The following is a 20,616-nucleotide window of genomic DNA, read 5'->3' on the forward strand; positions in this document are numbered from 1 at the left end:
CCGAGCGGGCCGAGAAGGGCGAGCGGCTGGAGAAGCACCTGATCCTCACCCGCTACGACCCCACCCGGGCCGAGCGCGGCGAGATGCTGAAGATCGACGACGTGCTCGAGATCCTGTCGATCCCGCTTCTGGCGGTGATCCCGGAGAGCGAGGAGGTGCTGAAGGCCTCGAACCTCGGCAGCCCGGTGACGCTGAACGCGCCGCAGAGCGCGCCGGCGCGGGCCTACGCGGATGCGGTGCGCCGGCTCAAGGGCGAGACGGTGGCGATGACCGTTCCGAGCGAGAAGCGGTCTCTCCTGGGCAAGCTGTTCACCAGGAGGGCGGCATGAACCTGCTGAGCTTCCTGTCGCGGCGCGGGACGGCGCCGGTGGCGCGCGAGCGCCTTCAGATCCTGCTGGCGCACGAGCGCACCGCCTTCGGGCGCTCGGACCTGGTGGCGGTGCTGCGCGAGGAGATCCTCGCGGTCATCGCCAAGCACGTCGCCATCGACAAGGACAAGGTCAAGGTGACGATGGAGCGGGGCGACGCGGTCTCGACGCTCGGCGTCGACATCGAACTGCCGGACAACAAGGTCGCCCGGCTCGCCAGCGCCTGAGACCGTCGCCTCGCCGGCGAGAGCATACTATAGGCCGGTCGGGCGCGGGGTTCCCGGCGCCCGACCGCAAGAGGTCGAGGTCATGCCGGACGCGCCCACCATCTACGCCAACACCCTGATGGCGCTCAGCCTGCGCCGTCCGGGCATCCTGCAGGTCACCCTCGGCACCGCCGGCTTCAGCGGCGACGACGTCGAGGTCGCGGTGCGGCTCGCCGTGCCGGAGGACACCGCCGTCGAGATCGTCGAGGCCCTGGTCGAGGGCCTGCAGGCGGCCGCGGAAGCCGACGAGGACGAGGACGACGAAGTCCCCGAGCCCTACGAGGCCTCGGTCGGGGACGTCGCCACCGCGGGGCTGCTCGCCACGACCCTCGCCACCGCCATGGGCGACGCCCTCGACCTGCTCGCCGCGCGCCCCGATTTCCTCGAGCGCCTGACCGAGATCGAGGACCGCGCAGTGCTCACCACCCGCAACTCCGTCTCCGAGGGCGTCTCGGTCGACGACGAGGCGAAGGCCGTGCGCGACACCGTGGCGGTGCTCCAGAGCCTCTTCGCCCAGTGGCGCAAGGACCACGTTCCGCCGGCCCCGGATGCCCCTCCGGATTCTCCCGCCCCCGATTCTTCGCCGGAGGACGACACCCCGAAGATCTGAAACCTTGGATCGTTCGGTCCCCGCGCGATCCAGGCTCCGATCGGGCGCCGCTCACGGGAGGGGCCGGCCCGGGGATCGCCTCCGGGCCGGCCTTCGCCATTCCTTCCGATCCGCGGTCAGGCCGCCCGGACGGTCGCCAGGAACCGGTGCACCTCCGCGGTCAGCTGCTCGGACTGGCGCGACAGGGCCGAGGCCGAGGTCAGCACCTGCGTCGCCGCCATCCCGGTCGTCTCCGAGGCCTGCGCCACCCCGGCGATGTTGCCGGTCACCGCGCTCGTCCCCACCGAGGCTTGGGCGACGTTGCGCACGATCTCCTGCGTCGCCGCTCCCTGCTGCTCCACCGCCGCCGCGATCGACGTCGCCACCACGTCGATCTCCCGGATCAGCGCCGTGATCGTCTCGATCGCTCCCACCGTCTGGTCCGTCACGCCCCGGACCTCGCCGATCTGGCGCGCGATCTCGTCGGTGGCCCGCGCCGTCTGGTTGGCCAGTTCCTTGACCTCGGCGGCCACCACCGCAAAGCCCCGGCCCGCCTCGCCGGCCCGCGCCGCCTCGATCGTGGCGTTGAGCGCCAGCAGGTTGGTCTGGCTGGCGATGTTCGAGATCAGCCCGACCATGTCGCCGATCTTCGCCGAGGTCTGGCCGAGGGCCTGCACGAACTGCGTGGTGTGATCGGCCTCCGACACCGCCCGCTGGGCGAGCTGCGCCGAGCCGGACACCTGACGGCCGATCTCCGAGATCGAGGCGCCGAGCTCCTCGGCCGCCGCCGCCACCGTGCCGACATTGGTCGCCGCCTCCTCGGCCGCCGCCGCGACGCTGGTCGACTGCGCCGCCGTCTGGGTGGCGGTCGCGGTCATCGACTGGGCGGTGACCTGCAGCTCGGAGGCCGAGGACGACACCGCGCCGACGATGCCGCCGACCGCGGCCTCGAAGCCGTCGGCCATCTCGATCATGGCGGTCTGGCGGGCGGCGGCCGCCGCCGCGTCGGCGATCTGGCGCCGCTCCAGGTCCTCGGCGGCCTTGCGGGCGACCATCGTCTTGATGCTCTCGACCGCGCGGCCGAGGGCGCCGATCTCGTCGCCGCGGCGGGCCTCCGCGATGGTGGCGTCGATCTCGCCGGCGGCCATGCGCTCGAGCACGGCGACGAGGCGGGTGAGCGGGCGCTGGATGTTGAGCATCAGCAGGAGCGCGGCGCCGAGCAGGCTCAGCAGCATGGCCGCCCCGGCCAGGAGGCCGAGCCGCGTCGCCGCGTCGATCCGCTCGGCGGCGGTCGTCATGGCGGCCTCGGTGAAGCGGTTGGCGTTGGCGACCGATTCGCCGATCGTCTTCTCGGCCCGGGCGGTCAGGGCGGCGATCTCCTCGCGCGACGCGCTGGCCGCTGCGGCATCGACGGGCCGGCCGTAGAGGTCGGCGCGGCCGGCCTGCGCGAAGCGCTGGACCGCGCCGGCGAGGTCGTGGACCGAGCGCTCGCTCTCGCGCAGGACGTCCGGCTTGATGGCGATGGCGATCGGCTGCGCGAGGCTCGCGGACGCCTTGCGCGCCTCGTCGAGGGCGGCCGCGACGGCGGCGTCGGCCGCGGCGGCGCTGCGCGCCAGCTCGACGGTCTTCTGGCCGAGCTGGATGCGGGCCACCGCCATCTGCGCCTGCGAGACTCCGCGCAGGATGGTCTCCTCGCGTGCCAGCGCGTCGTTCGCCGCGCGGATCTCTCTATTGCTGGACCATTGGTTGTAGACGGCCCCGGCGACGAACAACGCGGTGACCGCGGAAGACAGCGCCAGCTTGCGCCCGATGCTGAGCCTGACCATCGTCGAATCCAATGCCCCGAACACGATAGAACGTTTCCAGGCCTGAATGAGTAGGATCCGGCCGTTAACAAGATGTCACGCCCTCGAAAACCGGAGCAAAATTATTTTCTCGCTCTTTGGGGAACCGAAGACGATCTGGCATCTCGACCCAGCGGCAGGCGTCTCGATCAGCTGGTGTTCGATCGGGCCGCCCCGGGTTCTCGATGGGTCGTCGCGCGTCCGGATCGGCGGCGGGCCGGCGGTGGTCGTGCGACGCGGATAATCGGGACGGGACCGGCCGGCTTTCCGCCACGGCCTGTTCGGCCTTAAGAGGACGCGACCCCGGCAGCCAGGATCTCCGATGACCGTTCCCACCGCCCCCCTCGCCCTCGGCATCGTCGGTGCCGGCATCATGGGCGAGCGCATGATGAACGCCGTCCTCGGGCAGGACGCCCCCCTGGTCCGCATCGCGGCCCTGTGGGACCCGGCGCTGGCGGCGCGGGAGCGGATCGCCGCGCGCTATCCCGGCGTGCCGGTGGTCGCCGACGCCGCCGCCGTGGTGGCGGCGAGCGATTGCGTCTACGTCGCCTCGCCGCCGGCCTCGCATCTCGGCCATGCCCGGGCGGCGCTGGCGGCCGGGCGCAGCGTGTTCTGCGAGAAGCCCCTCGCCGTCGACCTCGCCGAGGCCCGCGCCTTCGTGGCCGAGGCCGGGAAACGGGGCGCCGTGAACTTTCCGTTCGCCTCCTCGCTCGGCGTCGCCGCCCTGGCGCAGTGGATCGCCGAGGGCGCCGTCGGCACGCCGCGCCGGCTGACGATCGAGGTCGCCTTCGCGCGCTGGCCGCGGCCGTGGCAGGAGGATGCCGCCGCCTGGCTCGACGCGCCGCGGGAGGGAGGCTTCACCCGCGAGGTGGTGTCGCACTTCCTGTTCCTGAGCCGCCGCCTGCTCGGCCCCCTCGACGGCCTGGACGGCCACGCGGTCTTTCCCGAGCCCGGCCGGTCGGAGCGCGCGGTCGAGGCGACGTTCCGGGCCGGGGGCGTGCCCGTCCGGCTGCGCGGGCGGGTCGGCGAGACGCCGCCCGACGCGCACAATGCCGACGACCACAACACCTGGACGCTCGAAGGCGAAGCCGGCACGGTCCGCCTGCGCGACTGGGCGATCGCCGAGCGGCGCGGCGCGGACGGCCGCTTCGCCCCCGCCGCCGACGCGATGCCGAACGAGCGCGCCCGCCCGATCGCCCTGCGGCGCCAGCTCGAGGGCGTGGTGCGGATGACCCGCGGCGAGCCCCACGCCCTCGCCACCCTGGCCGAGGCGCTGGAGGTGCAGGAGGTCGTCGAGGCGATCCTGGCCTCGCGCGGCGCGTGACGCCCGCCTCCGGGCGCGGGCATCGGAGCGCGGACATCGGGTCGCACCCCGGTACCCGGTCCCGGAGCCCGGACCACCTCGATCGGGAGCCCGCCCGGGCCGGCAGCACGCGCAGGCCGCTGCAATCGCAGCCTTATCCCGATCACTGGTCGATTTTCCCGATCGTTTCCCGATCCGTTGGCGCATAGTCGAAATGTCGCGGCCGGCCGCGTCGGTAGTTCACCGCGCCTGAACGCTTTCCGAGTCACGCGTTATCTGAGTACGGCATCGTCGAAGACGGTTCCGGCTGTGCTCGACAGTACGATCGGGCAGGGTCGGCTCGTCTCGCGACGACGCGGCGCACGGCTGGGAACTGCGTGTCGCGTGCCTCGCGCATCGCGCATCGCGGCAGATCATCGCCCGGACCGGTCGCCAGGAGAGGATCGCGGTTTGTCAGCGTCGATCATCAGCACGGACCGTTCGCGCACCTCCGCGGCGCCGACGGCCGACGGAGGTGCCCCGCTGCGCGTCCTCGTCGCCCACAACCGCTACCAGGTCCGCGGCGGGGAGGATGCCGCAGTGGCCCGCGACCTCGCGGCCCTGGAGCGCGCCGGCTGCGCCGTCGAGGCGGTGTTCCTCGACAACGACGCGATCGATTCCGCGCCCGCGCGGCTGCGGGCGGCTTTCTCCGCGACCCACGCGCCGGACGGAATCAGCCGGGTCATGGCGGCGGCACGGCGCTTTCGCCCGGACGTGGTCCACGTCCACAATTTCTTCCCGCTCCTCTCGCCCGGCATCCACGCCGCCGCCCGGGCGGCGGGCCACGCCACGGTACAGACCCTGCACAATTACCGCCTGGCCTGCGCCAACGGCTTCCTGATGCGGGACGGCGCGCCGTGCGAGCGGTGCGTGACCGGCTCGCCGTACCGGGCGGTCCTCCATGCCTGCTACCGCGGCTCGCGGATCGGCTCGCTGGCGGTGGCGCGCATGATCGACCACCACCGCAGGGCCGGGACCTGGCGGCGCGACGTCGACCGGTTCGTCGCCCTGACGCCCTTCGCCCGCGAGCGTTTCGCGGCCGCGGGGGTCCCGGCCGAGCGGATCCGCATCCGGCCCAACGGCCTGCCCGATCCGGGCCCGCCCCCGGGCGGCCCGCGCGACGGCCTCCTCTTCGTCGGCCGGCTCAGCCACGAGAAGGGCGTGCTCGTCCTCGCCGAGGCGGCCGCCGCGGCGGGGCTGCGGATCACCGCGATCGGCGAGGGACCGCTCGCCGGCGCCCTCGCCGGCCATCCGGGACTCGACCTCGCGGGCGCCCGGAGCCCCGAGGCGGTCCAGGCGGCGATGGGCCGGGCCGCCGCCGTGGTGGTGCCCTCGCTCTGGTACGAGGGATTGCCGATGGTGGTGGCGGAGGCCTACGCCGCCGGGACCCCGGTCGTCGCCTCGCGGATCGGGGCGCTGGCCGGCCTCGTCGCCGACGGGGCGACCGGGCTCCTCGCCGCGCCCGGGGATGCGGGCGACCTCGGCCGGGCACTCGCCCGCGTGGCGGCCGATCCTGCGGGCGCCGCCGCCATGGGCCGGGCCGCCCGCACCGTCTACGAGCGCGAGTGGCGCGAGGACGTCACGACCCGCGCCCTCCTCGAGATCTACCGGGACGCCGTCGCCGCGCGCGCGGCGGACGCGTCCCTCGCCAGAACGGGAAGCTGACACGTGGCACACGATCCCCTCGTCCCCTCCTTCGCGATCGGCGACGTGCCGGTCTCGGCGACCGACATGGCCGGGCTGATCGCCGCCCTCGGGCGCCGGCTCGCCGGCGGCGCGGACCAGCCCGGCACCTTCGTGGTGTTCCGCGACGCGCACGGCGTCGTCCGGGCCCAGAAGGACCCCGTCCTCAAGGCGGCCCACCACGACGCGCTCCTCGTCTGCGCCGACGGGCGGCCCCTGAGCTGGATCGGCCGCTGGCGCGGGCTCTCCGGCATGCAGCAGGTGCCGGGGATCGAATCCGTCGAGGCGGTGTGCCGGGCGGGCGTTGCCCCCGGCTGGCGCCACTACTTCCTCGGCGGCGGCGAGGGCGTGGCCGCCCAGCTCGCCGAGACGATGCGGGCCCGCATCCCGGGCCTGCAGGTGGCCGGCATCGAGACCCCGCCCTTCCGCCCTCTCGACGCCGCCGAGACCGAGGCGATGCGCGCCCGCATCCGGGACTCGGGGGCGCAGATCGTCTGGGTCGGCCTCGGCACGCCCAAGCAGGAGCTGTTCATGGCGGCCCACGCGCCGCACCTGCCCGGCACGATCGGCATGGGGGTGGGCGCCGCCTTCGACGTCGCCACCGGCCGCATCCCGCGGGCGCCCAAGGCCTTCCAGGTCGCGGGCCTCGAATGGGCCTACCGCCTCGCCCGCGAGCCGCGGCGGCTGTGGCGGCGCTATCTCGACACCATCCCTCGCTTCCTGCTGATCGCGGCGCGCGACGCCCTCAGCGCGCGAAAGGCGCCCCCGCCGCGCGCTCCCGGCGCATCCGGGCGAACGGGATCGCCGGCAGCCTGAGCCCGGTCCCCTGCGCGAGCGTGGCGAAGTCCTGCGGATCGACGGAGGTACGCGCCAGCGCGGCGAGGTCGGCGGGGGGATGCGCCGGCCCGCGGTTGCGGGTCTGGACCTGCTCGGCCGCCTGGCCGCCGTCGGTGAAGCGGAACGGCTCGCTCAGGGCGAGCAGATTGTCGCTCAGCACGTTCCCGCTCGCCACCGCCGGGCGGTCGTAGAGCAGCCCGGGCAGGCCCGGATAGCGCGCCCGCCAGAGGGGGGAGTCCACCGGCATCGCCGCGTAGGCGGCGCGCAGCTGCGAGTCCGGATCGGTGATCGCGTCCCGCGCCCAGGTCTGCCCCCGGGAATCGACGTGGATCGCCGGGCTCGACGCCACGAAGACGTTGCCCTCGACGCGGTTGTCGCGCCCGCCGCCGATGAAGACCGGCTGGTCGACCCGCAGGAAGAGGTTGCCCGAGACGGCAAAGCCGCTCGCCATGTCGTCGAGGTAGACGCCCTTGACCTCGCGCTCCCCCCCGCCCCGGATGTCGTGCAGGAAATTGTTCGCGATCACGTTGCCGCGCGCGGTCCAGTCCCGGCCGGAATAGATCGCGCCGCTGTCGGTCGCCCCGGCGAGGAGCCGGGCGACCTCGTTGCCCGTGACCCGGTGGTCGTTGCCCCGGAGATGGATCGCGTAGGCGGGCGAATCGTGGACGAAGCTGCCCGACACCTCGGCGCCGACGCCGTCGAGGGCGACGGCCGGCGCTTGCGTCTCCCAGCGCCGCGCGTAGGCCGTGAGGCGGCTGTCGCGCAGGAAGAGCCCGCCGGGTTCGAGGGTACGGCGCTCGCCGCCCGACAGGACCACGCCCTCGGCCCCGCTCCCGGCGACGTCGCAGCGGCGCACGCCGCCGTCCCGGACGCCGAGGAACGCCGCGCCCCGCCCCCCGGACGGGCCGAGCACGCTGTCCTCGACCACCACGTCGCGCCCGCCCTGCGCGCGCACGAGGTCGCCCCGCGCCATGGCGAGGCGCAAGGCGGCGATCCGCAGGTGCTCGGTGCCCTCGGTGGCGATCAGCGTCTCGGCGATCGAGACCTCCACCGCCTCGCCGCCCCGCGGCCAGGCGAGCAGCGTGCCGGTGCGGACGTCGCGCCACCAGGCTCCGGGCTGGTCGAGGCCGGCAAGGACGTGGACGAGGCGCACCGGCGCGTCCGGCAGGATGCCCTCGTAGGGTGTGCGGTCGAGGGTCAGGCGCGTGCCCTCCCCCTCCGCCGCGGCCCTCACCACCGGCATCGCCTCGAACAGCCAGCCCCAGCGCCAGTAGCCCTCGGCCCAGAGATCCGGCTCGTCGCGCACGAGGCCGGGGGGGAGACCGTCGAGGGTGAAGGACGGCCCGGTACCGCTCGCGACCTTGCCGCCCGCGACCTTGGCGAAGCCCTCCGAGGGCCAGCGGGCGGGATGCATCGCGCCCTCGTCGTCGAAGACCTCGAAGGCCGGGGGCGTGCGCGGGCCGTCGAGGACGATCGGCGCCTGGAACCGCGCCGCCCGGGCCGAGGCCGGCAGGCGGTAGGCCCGCACCTTGCCCCGCGCGGCGGCCGGCAGGCGCGCGGCGAGCGCGGGATCGAGGGGGACGGGCGTCAGGCGCCGGCTGCCGACGAGGCGGGCCGAGCCGTCGGCGGGCCCGCGGATCGTCAGGGGCGCGGCGGCGCTGCCGCCGTCCTGGCGGCCGAGACGCAAACCGTCCGCGAGGCGATGGATGCCGGGACCGAGCGCGATGACGAGTGCGGCACCGGGATCGCGGGCGCGGCGCCGACGCGCCTCGGCCAGGGCCTCGCCCAGGGTGGCGACGCCGCCGGGTGCCGGGCGCGTGCCCTCGGCGGCGACCGTGATCTCGACCGAGGCGGCGAGGACGAGGGCTGGGGCTCCGCACAACAGGGTCGCGGCGAGGACGAGGAGGATCCGCATCGGGGAGTGCTGCCTTCGCGCGCCGTGCCGGCGTCGGACCTCGGGAACGACGGTGCCCGAGGCTGTGCGGCGCCGTGCACTCTAGGATAGGGCTCGGGGCACGATCATGCCGGATCGCGGCGGGACGCCGTCCGCCGCATCGGCCTCACGCACATGGCACCGGGCGAGCGCCCCGGTCAGGAGAGATCGTGCAGGGCCCTGCCGGTCGGAGCCCCGTGGGTGAACCCGGAGAAGACGACGTCGAGACCCGCGCGTTCGGGCGTGCAGCACATCGGGCCGACGCGATAGGACGGCGACACCGGAAACGGGGACAGCCGCATCAGGGGCCAGCGCACCCCATCCGAGGAGACCTGCAAGCGTAGCACGCCGGCCGCCACGGTCGCACGCAGCCACAAGTCGCCGGGATCGTCCGCATAGGCCGCGGTCGCCCAGTCGGACCGGCCGACGGTCAGTACGCTGCCGATCATCGTCGCACCGTCCGACAGCTCGATCCCCGCCTTGACCCAGACGTCGTCCGCGGCGCGGACCATCAGCCCGGCCTGGTCGTACAGCTCCCGGTACCGGGCCCGAACGCGGAGCTGAGCCGTGAAGTCGCCATCGGTCGCAACCGAGAGGAAATGACCGGTGTCCCGGGTGAAGCCGTAATGCGTCTCGCGCCAGAAGTCCGTGGCCCGGTCCGTGACGACGTGGAGCTCGTCGCCCTCCAGTCGCCAGGCGGCCGGTTCGTTGAGCCAGGTCGCGCCGTCGAATCCCATCGTCGTGCCTCGCCTCCAATGACCGCCCGAATCGGGACCGCCGGTGCCAATTGGCAAGCCCACCCATGCGCCCATACCGCCTCCGGTGCCTCGCGGCGCCGATGGGCGCGCGCAGCCTACTCCCCCGGCTGGGCGTCCGTCACGACGAGGCGCAGGCGGCGGTTGGTGCCGAGGCCGCGCATCGCCCGGTCGATGGCGGAGAAGCGGCTGCGGCGGGCGCTGGCGGCGAGGAGGAGCGCGGGAAGCCGCTCGTCGGCGATCAGGCGCTCGGTCGTCACGTCGCTGCCGACGAGGCCGAGATCGACCACCACGAGGTCGGCGCCGCTGCCGAGCAGCAGGTCGGGCAGGCGCGCGGCCAGCCCCCGCGGCAGGCCCTCGGCGCGGGGCAGCACCTTGAGGCCGGACGACAGGGTCACGAGGGCATCGGCCAGCGGCGTCCCGTCGCGCAGGGTCGCGGCGAGGTCGCGGTGCGGGGTCGCGGCGAGATCGCGGGTAAGCGTGCCCTTCGGGTCGGCATCGACCAGGATCACCCGCTCGCGGTCGGCCGCGGCCGAGAGCGCGAGGGAGCGGGCGAGGAGCGACTTGCCGGCCCGGTCGTCCGCCGCGCTGACGAGGACGACGAGCGGCGCCTGCCCGGGAAAGGCGGCGCCGAGGCGGTGGCGCAGGCGCGCGACCGCCACCTCGTAGCGCCCGTCGCCGCGCGTGGTGCCGATCTCGCCGTGGAGCGCCGCCGGGGCCGCGAGGGACCACGGCGCCCGCGGCACAGCGTCCAGCGCTTGGCGGCCGAGATGGCCTTCGAGGCGGCGGCGGGAGCGGACGCGGCCGGCGAGCAGCTCGAGGGCGAGGCTGCCGACGAGGCCGACGCCGAGCCCGGCCACCAGGGCGGCGACGAACACCACCGGGGTCGGCGGGCCGATGCGCTTCTCCGGCGGCGAGGCCGGCGAGATGATCCGCGAGGCCGAGGTGTCGAGGCGCTGCTGCTCCTGCAGCTCGCGGGCGCGGACCAGGAACGACTCGTAGATCGTCCGGTTCGCCTCGACCTGGCGCTCGAGCTCGCGCAGCTGCACGAACTCGTTGCCGACCTTCAGGGCGTCGGCCTTGCGCCGCTCGAGGGTGTCGGCGAGCGTGCGGGCGCTCGACAGCGCCGCCTGGTAGTCGTTGCGGCTGGCCGCCGCGATCCGGCGGGTCTCGGCCGCGATCGTGTCGCGCAGGGCCTTCTCCTGGATCAGGGCGGCCTGGTAGGTCGGGTGGCGCCGCCCCAGCGTCTCCTCGGCGTCGGCGCGCAGGCGCTCGGCCGCGGCGAGCTGGCCGCGCAGGCTCGTGATGGTGGTGTTCTGGACGATCTCGTTGACCGAGTCGGACGGTCCGCCGGAGAGCACCCCGTCGATCTGGCGCAGGCGGGCGCCGGCATCGAGGGCCTTGGCGCGGGCGGCGCCGAGCTGGTCGCTGAGCTGGGTCAGCTGCTGCTCGCTCACCAGCTGCGCGCGGGTGCCGACGATGTTGTGCTTGGCCCGGAAGGCCTGCGCCTTGTCCTCGGCCTTGCGCAGGGCGTCGCGCAGCTCGGCCAGCCGGCCCTCGATCGCCTCGCCGGCCTTCCGGGTCGTGTCGGAGCGGGTGGCGGCGTCGCGCGCCAGGTATGTCTCAGCCACCCCGCGGGCGAGGCGGGCGGCCTTCTCGCGATCCTCGGAGGTGACGCCGAGCTCGAGGACGAAGCTGCGCTCGAGGCGTCGCGCCCCGACCCGGTCGCGCAGGGCCCGCAGCGCCTTGAGCCGCGGATCGGCCGGCGGCTCGGCGCGGCCGGTGAGGCGCTGGATCTCGGCCCGGATCGCGCCGAGCAGGCTGTCGCGACCGAGGAACTCGGGGTCGCCCGCGAGGTCGAACCGGTCGACCACCCGGCCGAGCACGTCGTCGGAGGTGAGCACCCGCAGCTGGCTGTCGACGAGGAGCAGGCTGGCGTCGCTCGCCGGGTCCGGCGTGGTGAGCCCGTCCTTGACCACCTGCAGCCCGCGCGGGTCGATCAGGATCTGGGTCGAGGCGGTGAATTGCGGCGGGTTGAACGTCGTCCAGGCCGCGGCAACGGCCAGGAACAGCAGGACGGGCAACAGCACCGTGAGCCAGCGCTGGCGGACCGAGCGCAGGATCTCCCGCGGATCGAGGAACCAGGGCTCGCGCCCCTCATCCCCACGCGGGGCCGCACCGATCAGCAGCCCGTTTCGGACATTCTCGACCATGGTCATGCTGCGTCCAAGGCTTGTCGTTGCGGGTCGGAACCGTCCCGTTCCGGTACGGCCGGACCGAACGACGCTCCGTCTGCCCCCGATGCTTCAAGCCGCGGGCCAAGCGGCGTCGGCCCCGCGCAGGGCCGGGACGGACCCGGCCGCGATCGCCGCGGCCCGCTCGGAGGCCCGTACCTCGGCCTCGGCCTCGCGCCGGGCCGCCCGCGCGTAGGCGAGCACCGCCACGTAGGCGAGCACGTTGACGTTCCAGTCCTGGTACAGGCCGGGCGTCGTCATGCCGTTGAGGGCCAGCATCAGGATCAGGCAGGCGACGAGGCGGCGGGTGCCGCGGTCGGCCCGGGCGGCGAAGCGGATCGGCTCGACCAAGCACAGGACGGCGAAGGACAGGCCGACGATGCCGGTCCCGGCCCAGGCGCTCAGGAACATGTTGTGCGAGCTCGTGATGAACACCGCCTCGCGGCCGAGCTCGTCGGCGAGCCCGGTGGTGGGGATCAGGAGCTGCACGAAGCGGTCGGCCGCCGAGAAGCCGGAGCCGAGCAGGCGGTCCTGCGTCGCCGCGATGAAGACCGGCCAGAACTGGCCCCGGCCGGTGGCGTTGGCGAGCTCGACCCGGGGCTTCTGGAGGATGACCGAGAGGAGGTCGAGCAGGGCCGGGAAGGTCGACAGGCCGACCATCAGGAACAGGAACACCGCGGTCGCCGCGACCGCCAGGACGACGCCGGCGACGCGCACGCCCGGGCGGCGCGAGGCGATCATCAGGGCCGGCGCGACCGCCGCGAGCGCGCCGGTCGAGGCCGCCGACCCGGCGATGACGAACCCGGCGGCCGCCAGCACGAGGTAGCGGCCGCGCCGCGGGCTGGGCGGCCCGAACACCACCGCGAAGCCGAGGGCCGCGCAGACGAGCGGCATCATGTTGTTCTTGGCCGAGGAGAACACGATGCCGGAGGCGAGGCTCGTCAGGATCTCCGGCGTCACGAAGACGAGCCAGGCCAGCGTCACGATCGCCAGGAGGTCGGCGAGCCGGCGCCGGATGTCGGGCCGGTCGAAGATCAGGATCAGCGCGAGGGTGAAGACCGCAAGCTCCGCCGTCCGGTACAGGGTGTAGGTCGGCACGATCGACCACGCCGCGCTCAGGCCGTCCATGCCGATCATCAGGGTGAACGGCAGGTAGGGCATCGCGAAGGGCAGGAGCAGGATGCGCCGGTCGGCGGCGATCTTGGCCGCGAGGTAGAGCGCGGTGAGGCCGGTGAGCACGATGGTGACGACGTTGGAGGCCGTCAGCCCCTGCTCCAGCACGGCGTTGCCGTCCTCGCGCGGGACCGTGAAGACCAGCGGCATGAACGCGAACACGGTCACCAGGGCGAGCGGCCAGAACACCGGCGCGCCGCCCGAGGGCGGGCGGGTCTCGAGGCGGCGGCGCAGGACCGGGTAGGCGACCGCAAACCAGGTCGCGACCCCGACGGCGATCAGGACGTTCAGCATCGCTCGGAGGTCTCCGCCCGGGGAAGCGCGCCGCGGCCGAGGGCGACGACGAGCGCCAGCAGGGAGGCGCCGTGCGCGATCGCAACGACCGCCGCCGCTCCGGCGGCGCCGTAGCGGCCGATCAGCGGGTGGATCAGCACCAGCGACACCACGAAGCTGACCGCGAAGGCGCGGAAGATCACGTCGGTGCGGCGCCGGGCGCGGAAGATCTGGGCCGCCATGTCCCGCAGGAAGGTGAAGGCGACGCCGAGGGCGAGCCAGCGCAGGCAGGACGCGTAGGGGGCGTAGGGGGCGCCGAAGACGAGGCGCAGCCACAGGTCCGCCGGGGCCGCCACCACGCCGAGCAGGACGGCGACCGGCAGGCCGAGGCGGCGCGTGACGCCCAGGAGATAGCCGCGCAAGGCCGGCTCGCCGCCGGCCTCGTAGGCGCGGCTCGCGCCGGTCGGCACCACGTTCTCGGTCGCGGCGAGCATCAGCGACACGATGCCGACGAGGTACTGCGCCGCCCGCAAGCCCCCCAGGGCTTCGTCGCCCAGCGCGGCACCGGCCAGGATCCAGACCAGCTGCTCCTGCCCGAAGGTGACGAGGACCACCGGCAGGAACCAGCGCGCCATCTGCCAGTGCCGCCGGGCGGCGAGGGCGAGACGGCGCCGGCCGGGATCGGCGGCCCGGGCGAGGAGCGCGGGCAGCGTCGTCAGGAACGCCGTGAGCGCCAGGATCTCGATCAGCCGCGCCGCATCGAGGGGGATGCCGGCGGCCCACAGGGCCGCGACGCCGAGCGGGAACGCGGCCGCCCGGGCGAGGTCCATGACGAGGGCGCGGCCGCCGCCCTCGTAGGCGAAGAGCAGCCGCCGCGCGGTGAGCTGGAGGTTCTGGGCCAGGGTGAGCGCGCCGGCGGCCGTCACGAGGTCGATCGGGACCGCCTCGCCGCGGGCCTGGAAGTAGAGGGCGAGCGCCCCGGCGACGGCGAGGGCGAGGCCCGCGGCCAGCACCAGCGCACCGGCGCTGACGGCGGCGGCGTAGCGTCCCGGGTCGCGGACGGAGCCCGCGAGGGTCATCAGCGGCGCCGTGACGAGGGCGTTGTGGAGCCCCTGGGCGAAGCCCGCGACGATGAGCACGAGGGCGAAGCGCCCGAACCCCTCCATGTCGATCAGGCGGGCGGCGGCGATGCCGGCGACGAAACCGAAGCCGCTCACCGCGCCCTGGTCGAGGAGCGAGAGCAGCGCCGGGCCGCGCAGGCGGGCAAGGAGGGCGGAGGCCAGGGTCACCGGGCGAGCACCGCCCCGGCCGCCGCCGTCGCGAGACGGCTGCGCCCGTAGAGCCAGAGCGGCCCGCTCGACGCGACGTTGCGGGTGAGCCCGCGCTTGAAGTCGTAGACGCCGCGGTTGCCCGCCGGGTCGATGCCGCCGAAATCGAACACCCGGCAGCCCTCCTCGGTCCCGCGGCGCAGGAAGCTCCACACCGCCAGGTAGGCGGCGGCGTTCGCCTTGGCCCGCTCGGTGGAGGCGGTGAAGAAGTCGGTGAAGCGGTCGCGGGTCAGATGGGCGATGCGCACGAGGCAGGTCTCCCCGTCCTCCCGGATCTCCAGGATGACGTGGCGCGGGTCGTTCGCCGCGAGATCGCGGTAGGCCGCGGCGTCGAAGTCGTTCGAGAAGCCCTTGCGGGTCTTCAGGGCCGCGTACATCGCCGTGAAGGCGTCGAAGGCGGCGAGCCGCTCGGCCGGATCGTCGAGGAAGCGCACGGACAGGGCGGGGTTGCGCTCGGCCTTGCGCAGCGCCTTGCGCCAGCGCTGCTCCATCTCGGCCTGCACGGTGTCGAGGCCTCGGGTGAGGTCGACCTCCAGGGTGTGCCGGCCGGCGGTCGTCACCGGCTTGAACCCGGTCGCCAGGAGGCCGAGCACGGCGCCCGGGCTCTCGGCCCGGGCGAAATCCACCACCACGAGGTCGAGCGGCCCGAGGGCCAGGTGGGCGAGGAGGGCCCGCACGACCGCCTCGCCCTGGCGCTCGCCCTTGTCGGTGAGGAGCGGCCCGCCCTGGATGTAGGCCTGCCGCGCCGGGCCGCGCCGCCTGAGCTGCACCTGCGCCAGCCCGAGGAGGTCGCCCGATTCGTCGACGACCTGGAGCCGGGCGATTTCCGCGCCGCGCCGCGCCTTGTAGGTCCCCCAGCCCGACGCGGCGAAGATGCCGCCGCGGGCCTGCGCCCACACGGCGGCGTCCCAGGCCGGCACATCGGCCGCGGGGAGGACCCGCAATCCGCTCTCGCGTTCCGTTCCGGTCATGGAAACCCCGTGCCAGGATGCGACAGACATCGTCGTCATGCCCGGCGTCACGCAAGCGGCGCACCGCCCGATGGCTGTGCACAGTTTCGTTAGGCTTGATCCCCGAAAGATCGGGGGGACGGGGCCGCGCAGGCGGCGAACGGGCGGACCCTACGTTGTCCTTTCGGCTTGCTCCTGCGCCGGATCGATCACAACCTCGTCAGGTCGGGCCTTCTCAACGGCGGGTGAGATGCTGCAACCGTTCAAGACCCTGGCCCGCGACCATCCGGTGGTCCGTGCCGTGCTGCTGCGGGCGCTCGCACGCCTCCGCCGGCTCGCCCACGCACCGCCGGGGCTCTACGCCCTGTGCTACCACCGCGTGCCGGAGCGCCACCGGGCGGGCTTTTCGGCGCAGATCGCCTACCTGCAGCGGCACGGCCGCTTCGTCGGGGCCGACGAGGCGGTGACGCTGCTCGAGACCGGCGCTGCGACGGCCGGGCGGCACTTCCTCGTCACCTTCGACGACGGCTACGCCGACACGGTCGAGGTGGCCTTGCCGGTGCTGCGCGCGGCCGGCGTGCCGGCGATCCTGTTCCTCGTTTCCGACTGGCTCGACGCCCCGCCGGCGAACCCGCCCGGCCCCTACGTCGACCGGGCGATGGTGGCGGCCTGGCTCGCGGCCGGCATGGCGGTCGGCTCGCACGGTTGCAGCCACGCCCGCATCGCCACGCTGGGGGATGCGGCGGCCGAGCGCGAGATCGCCGGCTCGCGCGAGGTCCTGGCGGCGGCGACGGGCGTGCCGATCCGGCACTTCGCCTGCCCCTGGGGGGTCGCGGCGCGCGACTACCGGCCGGGCCGCGATCCGGACCTGGCACGGGCCTCCGGCTACGCCACCTTCTTCACCACCCGCCGCGGCGTCGCCACCGGCGCCCGCGACCTCCCGGCGCTGCCGCGCCACGTCCTCGAACCGGAATGGCCGTTGCACGAGATCGACGCCCTGCTGGGAGCCCGCCTTGCCCGGCGCTGAGCGGCCGAGCGCCGACGTATCCGGCCCCGACGTATCCGGCGCCGGCTTGCCCGGCCCCGTCTTGCCGGCAACAAGCCGGCCCGTCGTCGTGGTGACCGGCGCCCTCGCGCCCTACACCCAGGTACTCTACCGGGCGCTCGCCGCCGCCCTCGACGCGCCGCTCACCGTCCTCGCCTGCGCGGCGCGGGAGCCGGCCCGCCAGTGGCAGCTCGCCGCCGCCGACGGCTACGGCTTCTCGGTGCTGCCGGGCCTGCGCTGGCACCGGGACGCGGTGCGCAACCTCTACGTCAATCCGGGCGTCGTGCTCCGCCTCGCGGCCCTGCGGCCGGCGGCGGTGATCCTCAACGACTTCTCGCCCACCATGGCGATGGCCGCGCTCGCCGCCCGCGCCCTGCGCATCCCCTACGGCATCCGCACCGACGGGGTGCCGGAGACCGATCCGGGCGCGCGCTCGCCGGCCCACCGGGCCCTGCGGCGGGCGATCGTCCCGGGGGCGGCCTTCGGCCTCGCGCCGAGCGAGGGCAGCCGGACGCTGCTCGCCTCCTACGGGCTCGCGCCGGAGCGGGTCTTCCGCGCGCCGCTCTTCCCGGCCTGGGAGGCTGCGGCCGCCCTGCCCGACCCCGAGACCCGGCCCTACGACGTCCTGTTCTGCGGCATCCTCAACGAGGAGGTGAAGGGCGCGCGCTTCTTCACCGACGTGATGCGGGCCTGCGCCGCCGCCGGGCGCCCCTTGCGGGTGCGGGTCGCCGGCGACGGGCCGCTGCGCGAGGAGATGGCGGCACGCCTGGCGGAGGCCGGCATCGCGGCCCGGTTCGACGGCTACCTCGCCCAAGCTGCGCTGGCGGAGGCCCACGCCTCGGCCCGGCTCCTGCTCTTCCCGAGCCGCGGCGACGTCTGGGGCATCGTGGTCAACGAGGCGCTGCAGAGCGGCACGGCGGTCCTGGCCTCGCCGCATTCGGGCGCCGCCCGCGAATGGCTCGCGGCACGGGGCTGCGGCGTGGTGCGGCCGCTCGCGGTCGAGGACTGGGCGCACGAGACCCTGGCGCTCCTCGACGACCCCGGCCGGCGCGCCCGGCTGCGAGAGGCAGCGGCGCGCACGATGCCGGACTTCTCCCTCGCCCGCGCGGTCGAGGGCTATCGGGCCGCCCTGGCGTCCCTGCGGTGAGGGGGCGCCGTCAGGGACGGTCGAGGCCGGCGGCGGCGAGGAGCGCCTCGTCGATGCCATCGCCGCCCGCCGACAGCGCCTCGCGCAGGGCGTCCTCGTCGTCATAGACCATCACGTCGCAGGCCTGCCCGCGCTCGGGACCGAGATGCAGGCAGGTGCGGATGACGAAGCGGTCGTCGGGCGTGCGGTACAGGGTCTGGATCACCGGCAGGGCCTCGCCGGGCGAACTCGCCGCCCGGCCGATCGGCACGGCGAACAGGCTGACCGGATCGGTCAGGCCCGTCGGCGGCGGAGGCCCGGGGCGACGGGGCACGGAGGGGTGGGGCATCGGCATCCTTGAGGGTCTCGGCGCTCCGGCAATGCGGTCGAGTATTGTCGGCCGTCCCGGCCTCCCGTCACCGCCGCCGCACCCCGGTCCGACAGCTCGGGGGGCTGCCGGCACCGACGGGACGGCCCGATGACGCGGCGGGCACTGCGCCATGACAGCACGAACCGGTCTCCGGCGCATCTGCAATTCACGGCTCGACTGGTCCGCGGTCCCGGTTTTCACGGTTAAGGTGATGACCGGGGCGTTTCCGGAACCGGAGACTGGACCGGTATTACGTCTCGGCCGGGCCGTCCAGCGGGGCGATCGGCTCGTCCTTGATCTGGTCGATGGCGAGCGCCGTGCGCACCGTGCGGACGTTGGGCAGGCCGGTGAGGTGGCCGACGAGCTGCTGGAAGGCGCCGAGGTTCGGCGCGACGCACTTGAGCAGGAAGTCGGTCTCGCCCGAGAGCGTCCAGCATTCCCGCACCATCGGCCAGCCGCGCATCTCGGCCGCGAAGGCGGCGAGCTCCGCCTGGCCCTGGGCCGCGAGCTGCACCATGGCGAAGCACACGACCTCGTAGCCCAGCGCCTTCGGCTCGAGGAGCGCGCGGTAGCCGCGGATGATCCCGGCCTCCTCCAGCGCCCGGACCCGGCGCAGGCAGGGCGGCGCCGACAGGCCGACGCGCCGGGCCAGCTCGACGTTGGTGATCGAGCCGTCGGCCTGCAGTTCCCGGAGGATCGCCCAATCGATGGCGTCGAGGCGGGCGGGCAAGGCGGCGATCACGATCCTGGCGGGTGGAAAGGGCGAGCGCCGGCGCGACGGGCCGGACGGGCGGAAGGCGGGCGCGCGACGGCGCGAGGGGTCCGACGGGCCGCATCGGACGGGCCGCATGAGTAGCCGGCCGGAGGGGCCGGCACAAGGTGACGCGCCGGCACCGCCCCGCACCCGGGTTCCGCTCTTCTGGGGGGCTGGCGGCACGGCGCGGGCGGGTCAAGGTAGGCGGCCGGGAAGCGCCGGCCCCGCCCGCCCTTCGACCCGACCGGACCCCATGCACGTCGCGCCCGCCGCGCCCATCCCGTCCGACGCGCCCCGCCCGCCCGGGGACGGCCTGCTTCTGCCGGAGGTGCTGGCGCGCCTCGACCGGCTGACCGACTGGGAGAAGCGGCCGCGCGGCGGGATGCGGGTCGGCCTCGCGCCGATGCGCGACCTGCTGGCCCGCCTCGGCGCGCCGCAGAGCCGCCTGCGGGTGGTCCATGTCGGCGGCACCAAGGGCAAGGGCTCGGTCGGCGCCCTGATCGAGGCCGGGCTGCGGCGGGCGGGCCTGCGGACCGGGCGCTACGCCTCGCCCCACGTCGAATCGATCACCGAGCGGGTCTGCCTCGACGGCCGTCCGGTGGCGGAGGCGGTCCTCGCCCGCGCGCTCTCCCACGCGCTCGACGCCCACGAGGCGGCGCGGCACGACGACGGGCCCGGCGGCGACGCGACCTGGTTCGACGTCCTGACCGCCGCCGCCCTCCTGGTCTTCGGCGAGGCGGGACTCGACTGGGCGGTGATCGAGGTCGGGCTCGGCGGGCGGCTCGATTCGACCAACGCGGTCGACGGCGAGGTCGCGGTGATCACCAATATCGGCCTCGAGCACACCGAGATCCTCGGCTCCACCCGGGCGGCCATCGCCGCCGAGAAGGCCGGAATCCTGAAGGCCGGGGCGGCGCTCGTCACCACGCTGGCGCCCGGGGACGAGGCCGGCGCCGTCGCGGCCGCCCGCGCCGCCACCCTCGGCTGCCCGGTGCTGCGCCCGGTCCTCGCCCCCGATGGCTCGATCGCCGAGGAGAACGCGGCGCTCGCCGGCCTCGTCCTCGACCGGCTCGGCGGGTGCGGCGTACGCGGACCCGGCGGCACCCCCCTGGGCGCCGCCCTCCTCGACGGCGCCGCCCGAGCGGCGGCCCGCCTGCCCGGGCGGCTCGAGCGGCGCACGGTCTCGACCGCGGCCGGCCCGGTGCCGGTGGTGCTCGACGGCGCCCACGTCCCGTTCAACCTCGCGGCGGTCCTGCGCGACCTCGCCCGCGCCGGCGACCTGCCCGGCCCGTTCTGCGCGCTCGTCGCGATGGCGGGGGACAAGGATGCGGCGGGTTTCCTCGCGGTGCTGGCCGGGTCCGCCGGGGCGATCGTCTGCACCGAGATGCCCGAGCGCCGCGGCCATGCCGCCGAAGCGCTGCGGCGTCTGGCCACCGGCGCAGGCATCGCCGCCGAGGCGGAGGCGTCGCCGGAGGCGGCGCTCGCCCGCGCCGCGGACCTCGCCGCGGCGCGCGGGGGCTGGCTGCTCGTCACCGGCTCGCTCCACCTCGTCGGGGCGTTGCGGGGAGCGACGAAGGCCGAGGCGCCGGGTCGGGATCGGTGTCGGTCCCCCTGACCGGAGCCGTGGCGGGAGCGGCCGGCGCGGATCGTCGCCTCACCCGATCACGGACGCGATGCCGGCACCGGGATGTACCGGACCACCGGAGCCATAGGCCCCCGGCCGCCGTCGGGCACACATCGCCCCCG

17 protein-coding genes and 1 pseudogene are annotated in these 20,616 nt (G+C 74.9%); 9 read left to right on the forward strand and 9 right to left on the reverse strand.

The window, feature by feature from the left end:
- The 3 genes and pseudogenes from V3T34_RS25000 to V3T34_RS25010 all read left to right on the forward strand — a co-directional run.
- A pseudogene (locus V3T34_RS25000) lies at positions 1–329 on the forward strand (septum site-determining protein MinD); the annotation flags it as partial.
- The gene (gene minE / locus V3T34_RS25005; protein ID WP_048461642.1) at positions 326–595 is read left to right on the forward strand and encodes a cell division topological specificity factor MinE; all 270 of its coding nucleotides are present in this window, start codon (positions 326–328) and stop codon (positions 593–595) included. The pseudogene V3T34_RS25000 and the gene minE, both read left to right, overlap by 4 nt.
- Positions 596–677: 82 nt before the next feature.
- Positions 678–1,244 (forward strand): hypothetical protein, encoded by a 567-nt coding sequence (locus V3T34_RS25010; protein ID WP_305079330.1) that lies wholly within the window; start codon positions 678–680, stop codon positions 1,242–1,244.
- Between the two features lie 116 nt (positions 1,245–1,360).
- Here the strand turns inward: V3T34_RS25010 and V3T34_RS25015 are convergent, their stop codons facing one another.
- The gene (locus V3T34_RS25015) at positions 1,361–3,049 is read right to left on the reverse strand and encodes a methyl-accepting chemotaxis protein (protein ID WP_305079331.1); all 1,689 of its coding nucleotides are present in this window, start codon (positions 3,047–3,049) and stop codon (positions 1,361–1,363) included.
- 340 nt (positions 3,050–3,389) lie between these two features.
- Between V3T34_RS25015 and V3T34_RS25020 the strand changes: the two genes are divergently transcribed.
- The 3 genes from V3T34_RS25020 to V3T34_RS25030 all read left to right on the forward strand — a co-directional run bounded on the left by V3T34_RS25020 (position 3,390) and on the right by V3T34_RS25030 (position 6,908).
- Positions 3,390–4,391, forward strand: a complete 1,002-nt coding sequence (locus V3T34_RS25020; protein ID WP_305079332.1) for a Gfo/Idh/MocA family protein — start codon at positions 3,390–3,392, stop codon at positions 4,389–4,391.
- 429 nt (positions 4,392–4,820) lie between these two features.
- A complete protein-coding gene (locus V3T34_RS25025) occupies positions 4,821–6,074 on the forward strand; it encodes a glycosyltransferase (protein ID WP_305079333.1) in 1,254 nt (417 codons plus the stop codon).
- Between the two features lie 3 nt (positions 6,075–6,077).
- The gene (locus tag V3T34_RS25030) at positions 6,078–6,908 is read left to right on the forward strand and encodes a WecB/TagA/CpsF family glycosyltransferase (protein WP_060847385.1); all 831 of its coding nucleotides are present in this window, start codon (positions 6,078–6,080) and stop codon (positions 6,906–6,908) included.
- Here V3T34_RS25030 and V3T34_RS25035 read toward each other — a convergent pair.
- The 6 genes from V3T34_RS25035 to V3T34_RS25060 form a co-directional block, all read right to left on the reverse strand.
- On the reverse strand, positions 6,838–8,844 hold the full coding sequence (locus tag V3T34_RS25035) for a right-handed parallel beta-helix repeat-containing protein (protein ID WP_305079335.1): 2,007 nt from the start codon (positions 8,842–8,844) through the stop codon (positions 6,838–6,840). The genes V3T34_RS25030 and V3T34_RS25035 overlap by 71 nt on opposite strands.
- A gap of 176 nt (positions 8,845–9,020) precedes the next feature.
- Positions 9,021–9,599 carry a DUF1349 domain-containing protein gene (locus tag V3T34_RS25040; RefSeq protein ID WP_305079336.1) on the reverse strand — a complete coding sequence of 193 codons (579 nt, stop codon included), beginning with the start codon at positions 9,597–9,599 and terminating at the stop codon, positions 9,021–9,023.
- Positions 9,600–9,715: 116 nt separating this feature from the next.
- Positions 9,716–11,836, reverse strand: coding sequence for a GumC family protein (locus V3T34_RS25045; protein WP_305079337.1), 2,121 nt, complete (start codon positions 11,834–11,836; stop codon positions 9,716–9,718).
- A gap of 87 nt (positions 11,837–11,923) precedes the next feature.
- Positions 11,924–13,318 (reverse strand): O-antigen ligase family protein, encoded by a 1,395-nt coding sequence (locus V3T34_RS25050; RefSeq protein WP_305079338.1) that lies wholly within the window; start codon positions 13,316–13,318, stop codon positions 11,924–11,926.
- Positions 13,312–14,586, reverse strand: coding sequence for a lipopolysaccharide biosynthesis protein (locus tag V3T34_RS25055; RefSeq protein WP_305079339.1), 1,275 nt, complete (start codon positions 14,584–14,586; stop codon positions 13,312–13,314). Before V3T34_RS25055 ends, V3T34_RS25050 begins: the two co-directional genes overlap by 7 nt.
- Positions 14,583–15,569 (reverse strand): lipid II:glycine glycyltransferase FemX, encoded by a 987-nt coding sequence (locus V3T34_RS25060; protein WP_305079340.1) that lies wholly within the window; start codon positions 15,567–15,569, stop codon positions 14,583–14,585. The genes V3T34_RS25055 and V3T34_RS25060 overlap by 4 nt, the downstream gene beginning before the upstream one ends.
- A 256-nt stretch (positions 15,570–15,825) precedes the next feature.
- Here V3T34_RS25060 and V3T34_RS25065 point away from each other — a divergent pair, with 256 nt between their 5' ends.
- Entirely contained in the window at positions 15,826–16,602 is a 777-nt protein-coding gene (locus V3T34_RS25065; RefSeq protein WP_305079341.1) for a polysaccharide deacetylase family protein, read from the forward strand.
- Between the two features lie 91 nt (positions 16,603–16,693).
- Positions 16,694–17,767, forward strand: a complete 1,074-nt coding sequence (locus V3T34_RS25070; protein ID WP_331369310.1) for a glycosyltransferase — start codon at positions 16,694–16,696, stop codon at positions 17,765–17,767.
- Positions 17,768–17,777: 10 nt separating this feature from the next.
- Here the strand turns inward: V3T34_RS25070 and V3T34_RS25075 are convergent, their stop codons facing one another.
- The gene (locus tag V3T34_RS25075; RefSeq protein ID WP_145984659.1) at positions 17,778–18,095 is read right to left on the reverse strand and encodes a hypothetical protein; all 318 of its coding nucleotides are present in this window, start codon (positions 18,093–18,095) and stop codon (positions 17,778–17,780) included.
- A gap of 271 nt (positions 18,096–18,366) precedes the next feature.
- Complete coding sequence (locus V3T34_RS25080) at positions 18,367–18,846, reverse strand: Lrp/AsnC family transcriptional regulator (protein ID WP_091746963.1); 480 nt, start codon at positions 18,844–18,846, stop codon at positions 18,367–18,369.
- A 277-nt stretch (positions 18,847–19,123) separates the two neighbouring features.
- On the opposite strand from V3T34_RS25080, the gene V3T34_RS25085 reads away from it, so the two are divergent.
- Positions 19,124–20,485: a bifunctional folylpolyglutamate synthase/dihydrofolate synthase gene (locus tag V3T34_RS25085; protein ID WP_305079343.1), complete on the forward strand. Its 1,362-nt coding sequence runs from the start codon at positions 19,124–19,126 to the stop codon at positions 20,483–20,485.
- Positions 20,486–20,616 lie beyond the last annotated feature (131 nt).

The organism is Methylobacterium ajmalii (genome assembly GCF_036448855.1).
Classification (GTDB): Bacteria; Pseudomonadota; Alphaproteobacteria; order Rhizobiales; family Beijerinckiaceae; genus Methylobacterium; species Methylobacterium ajmalii.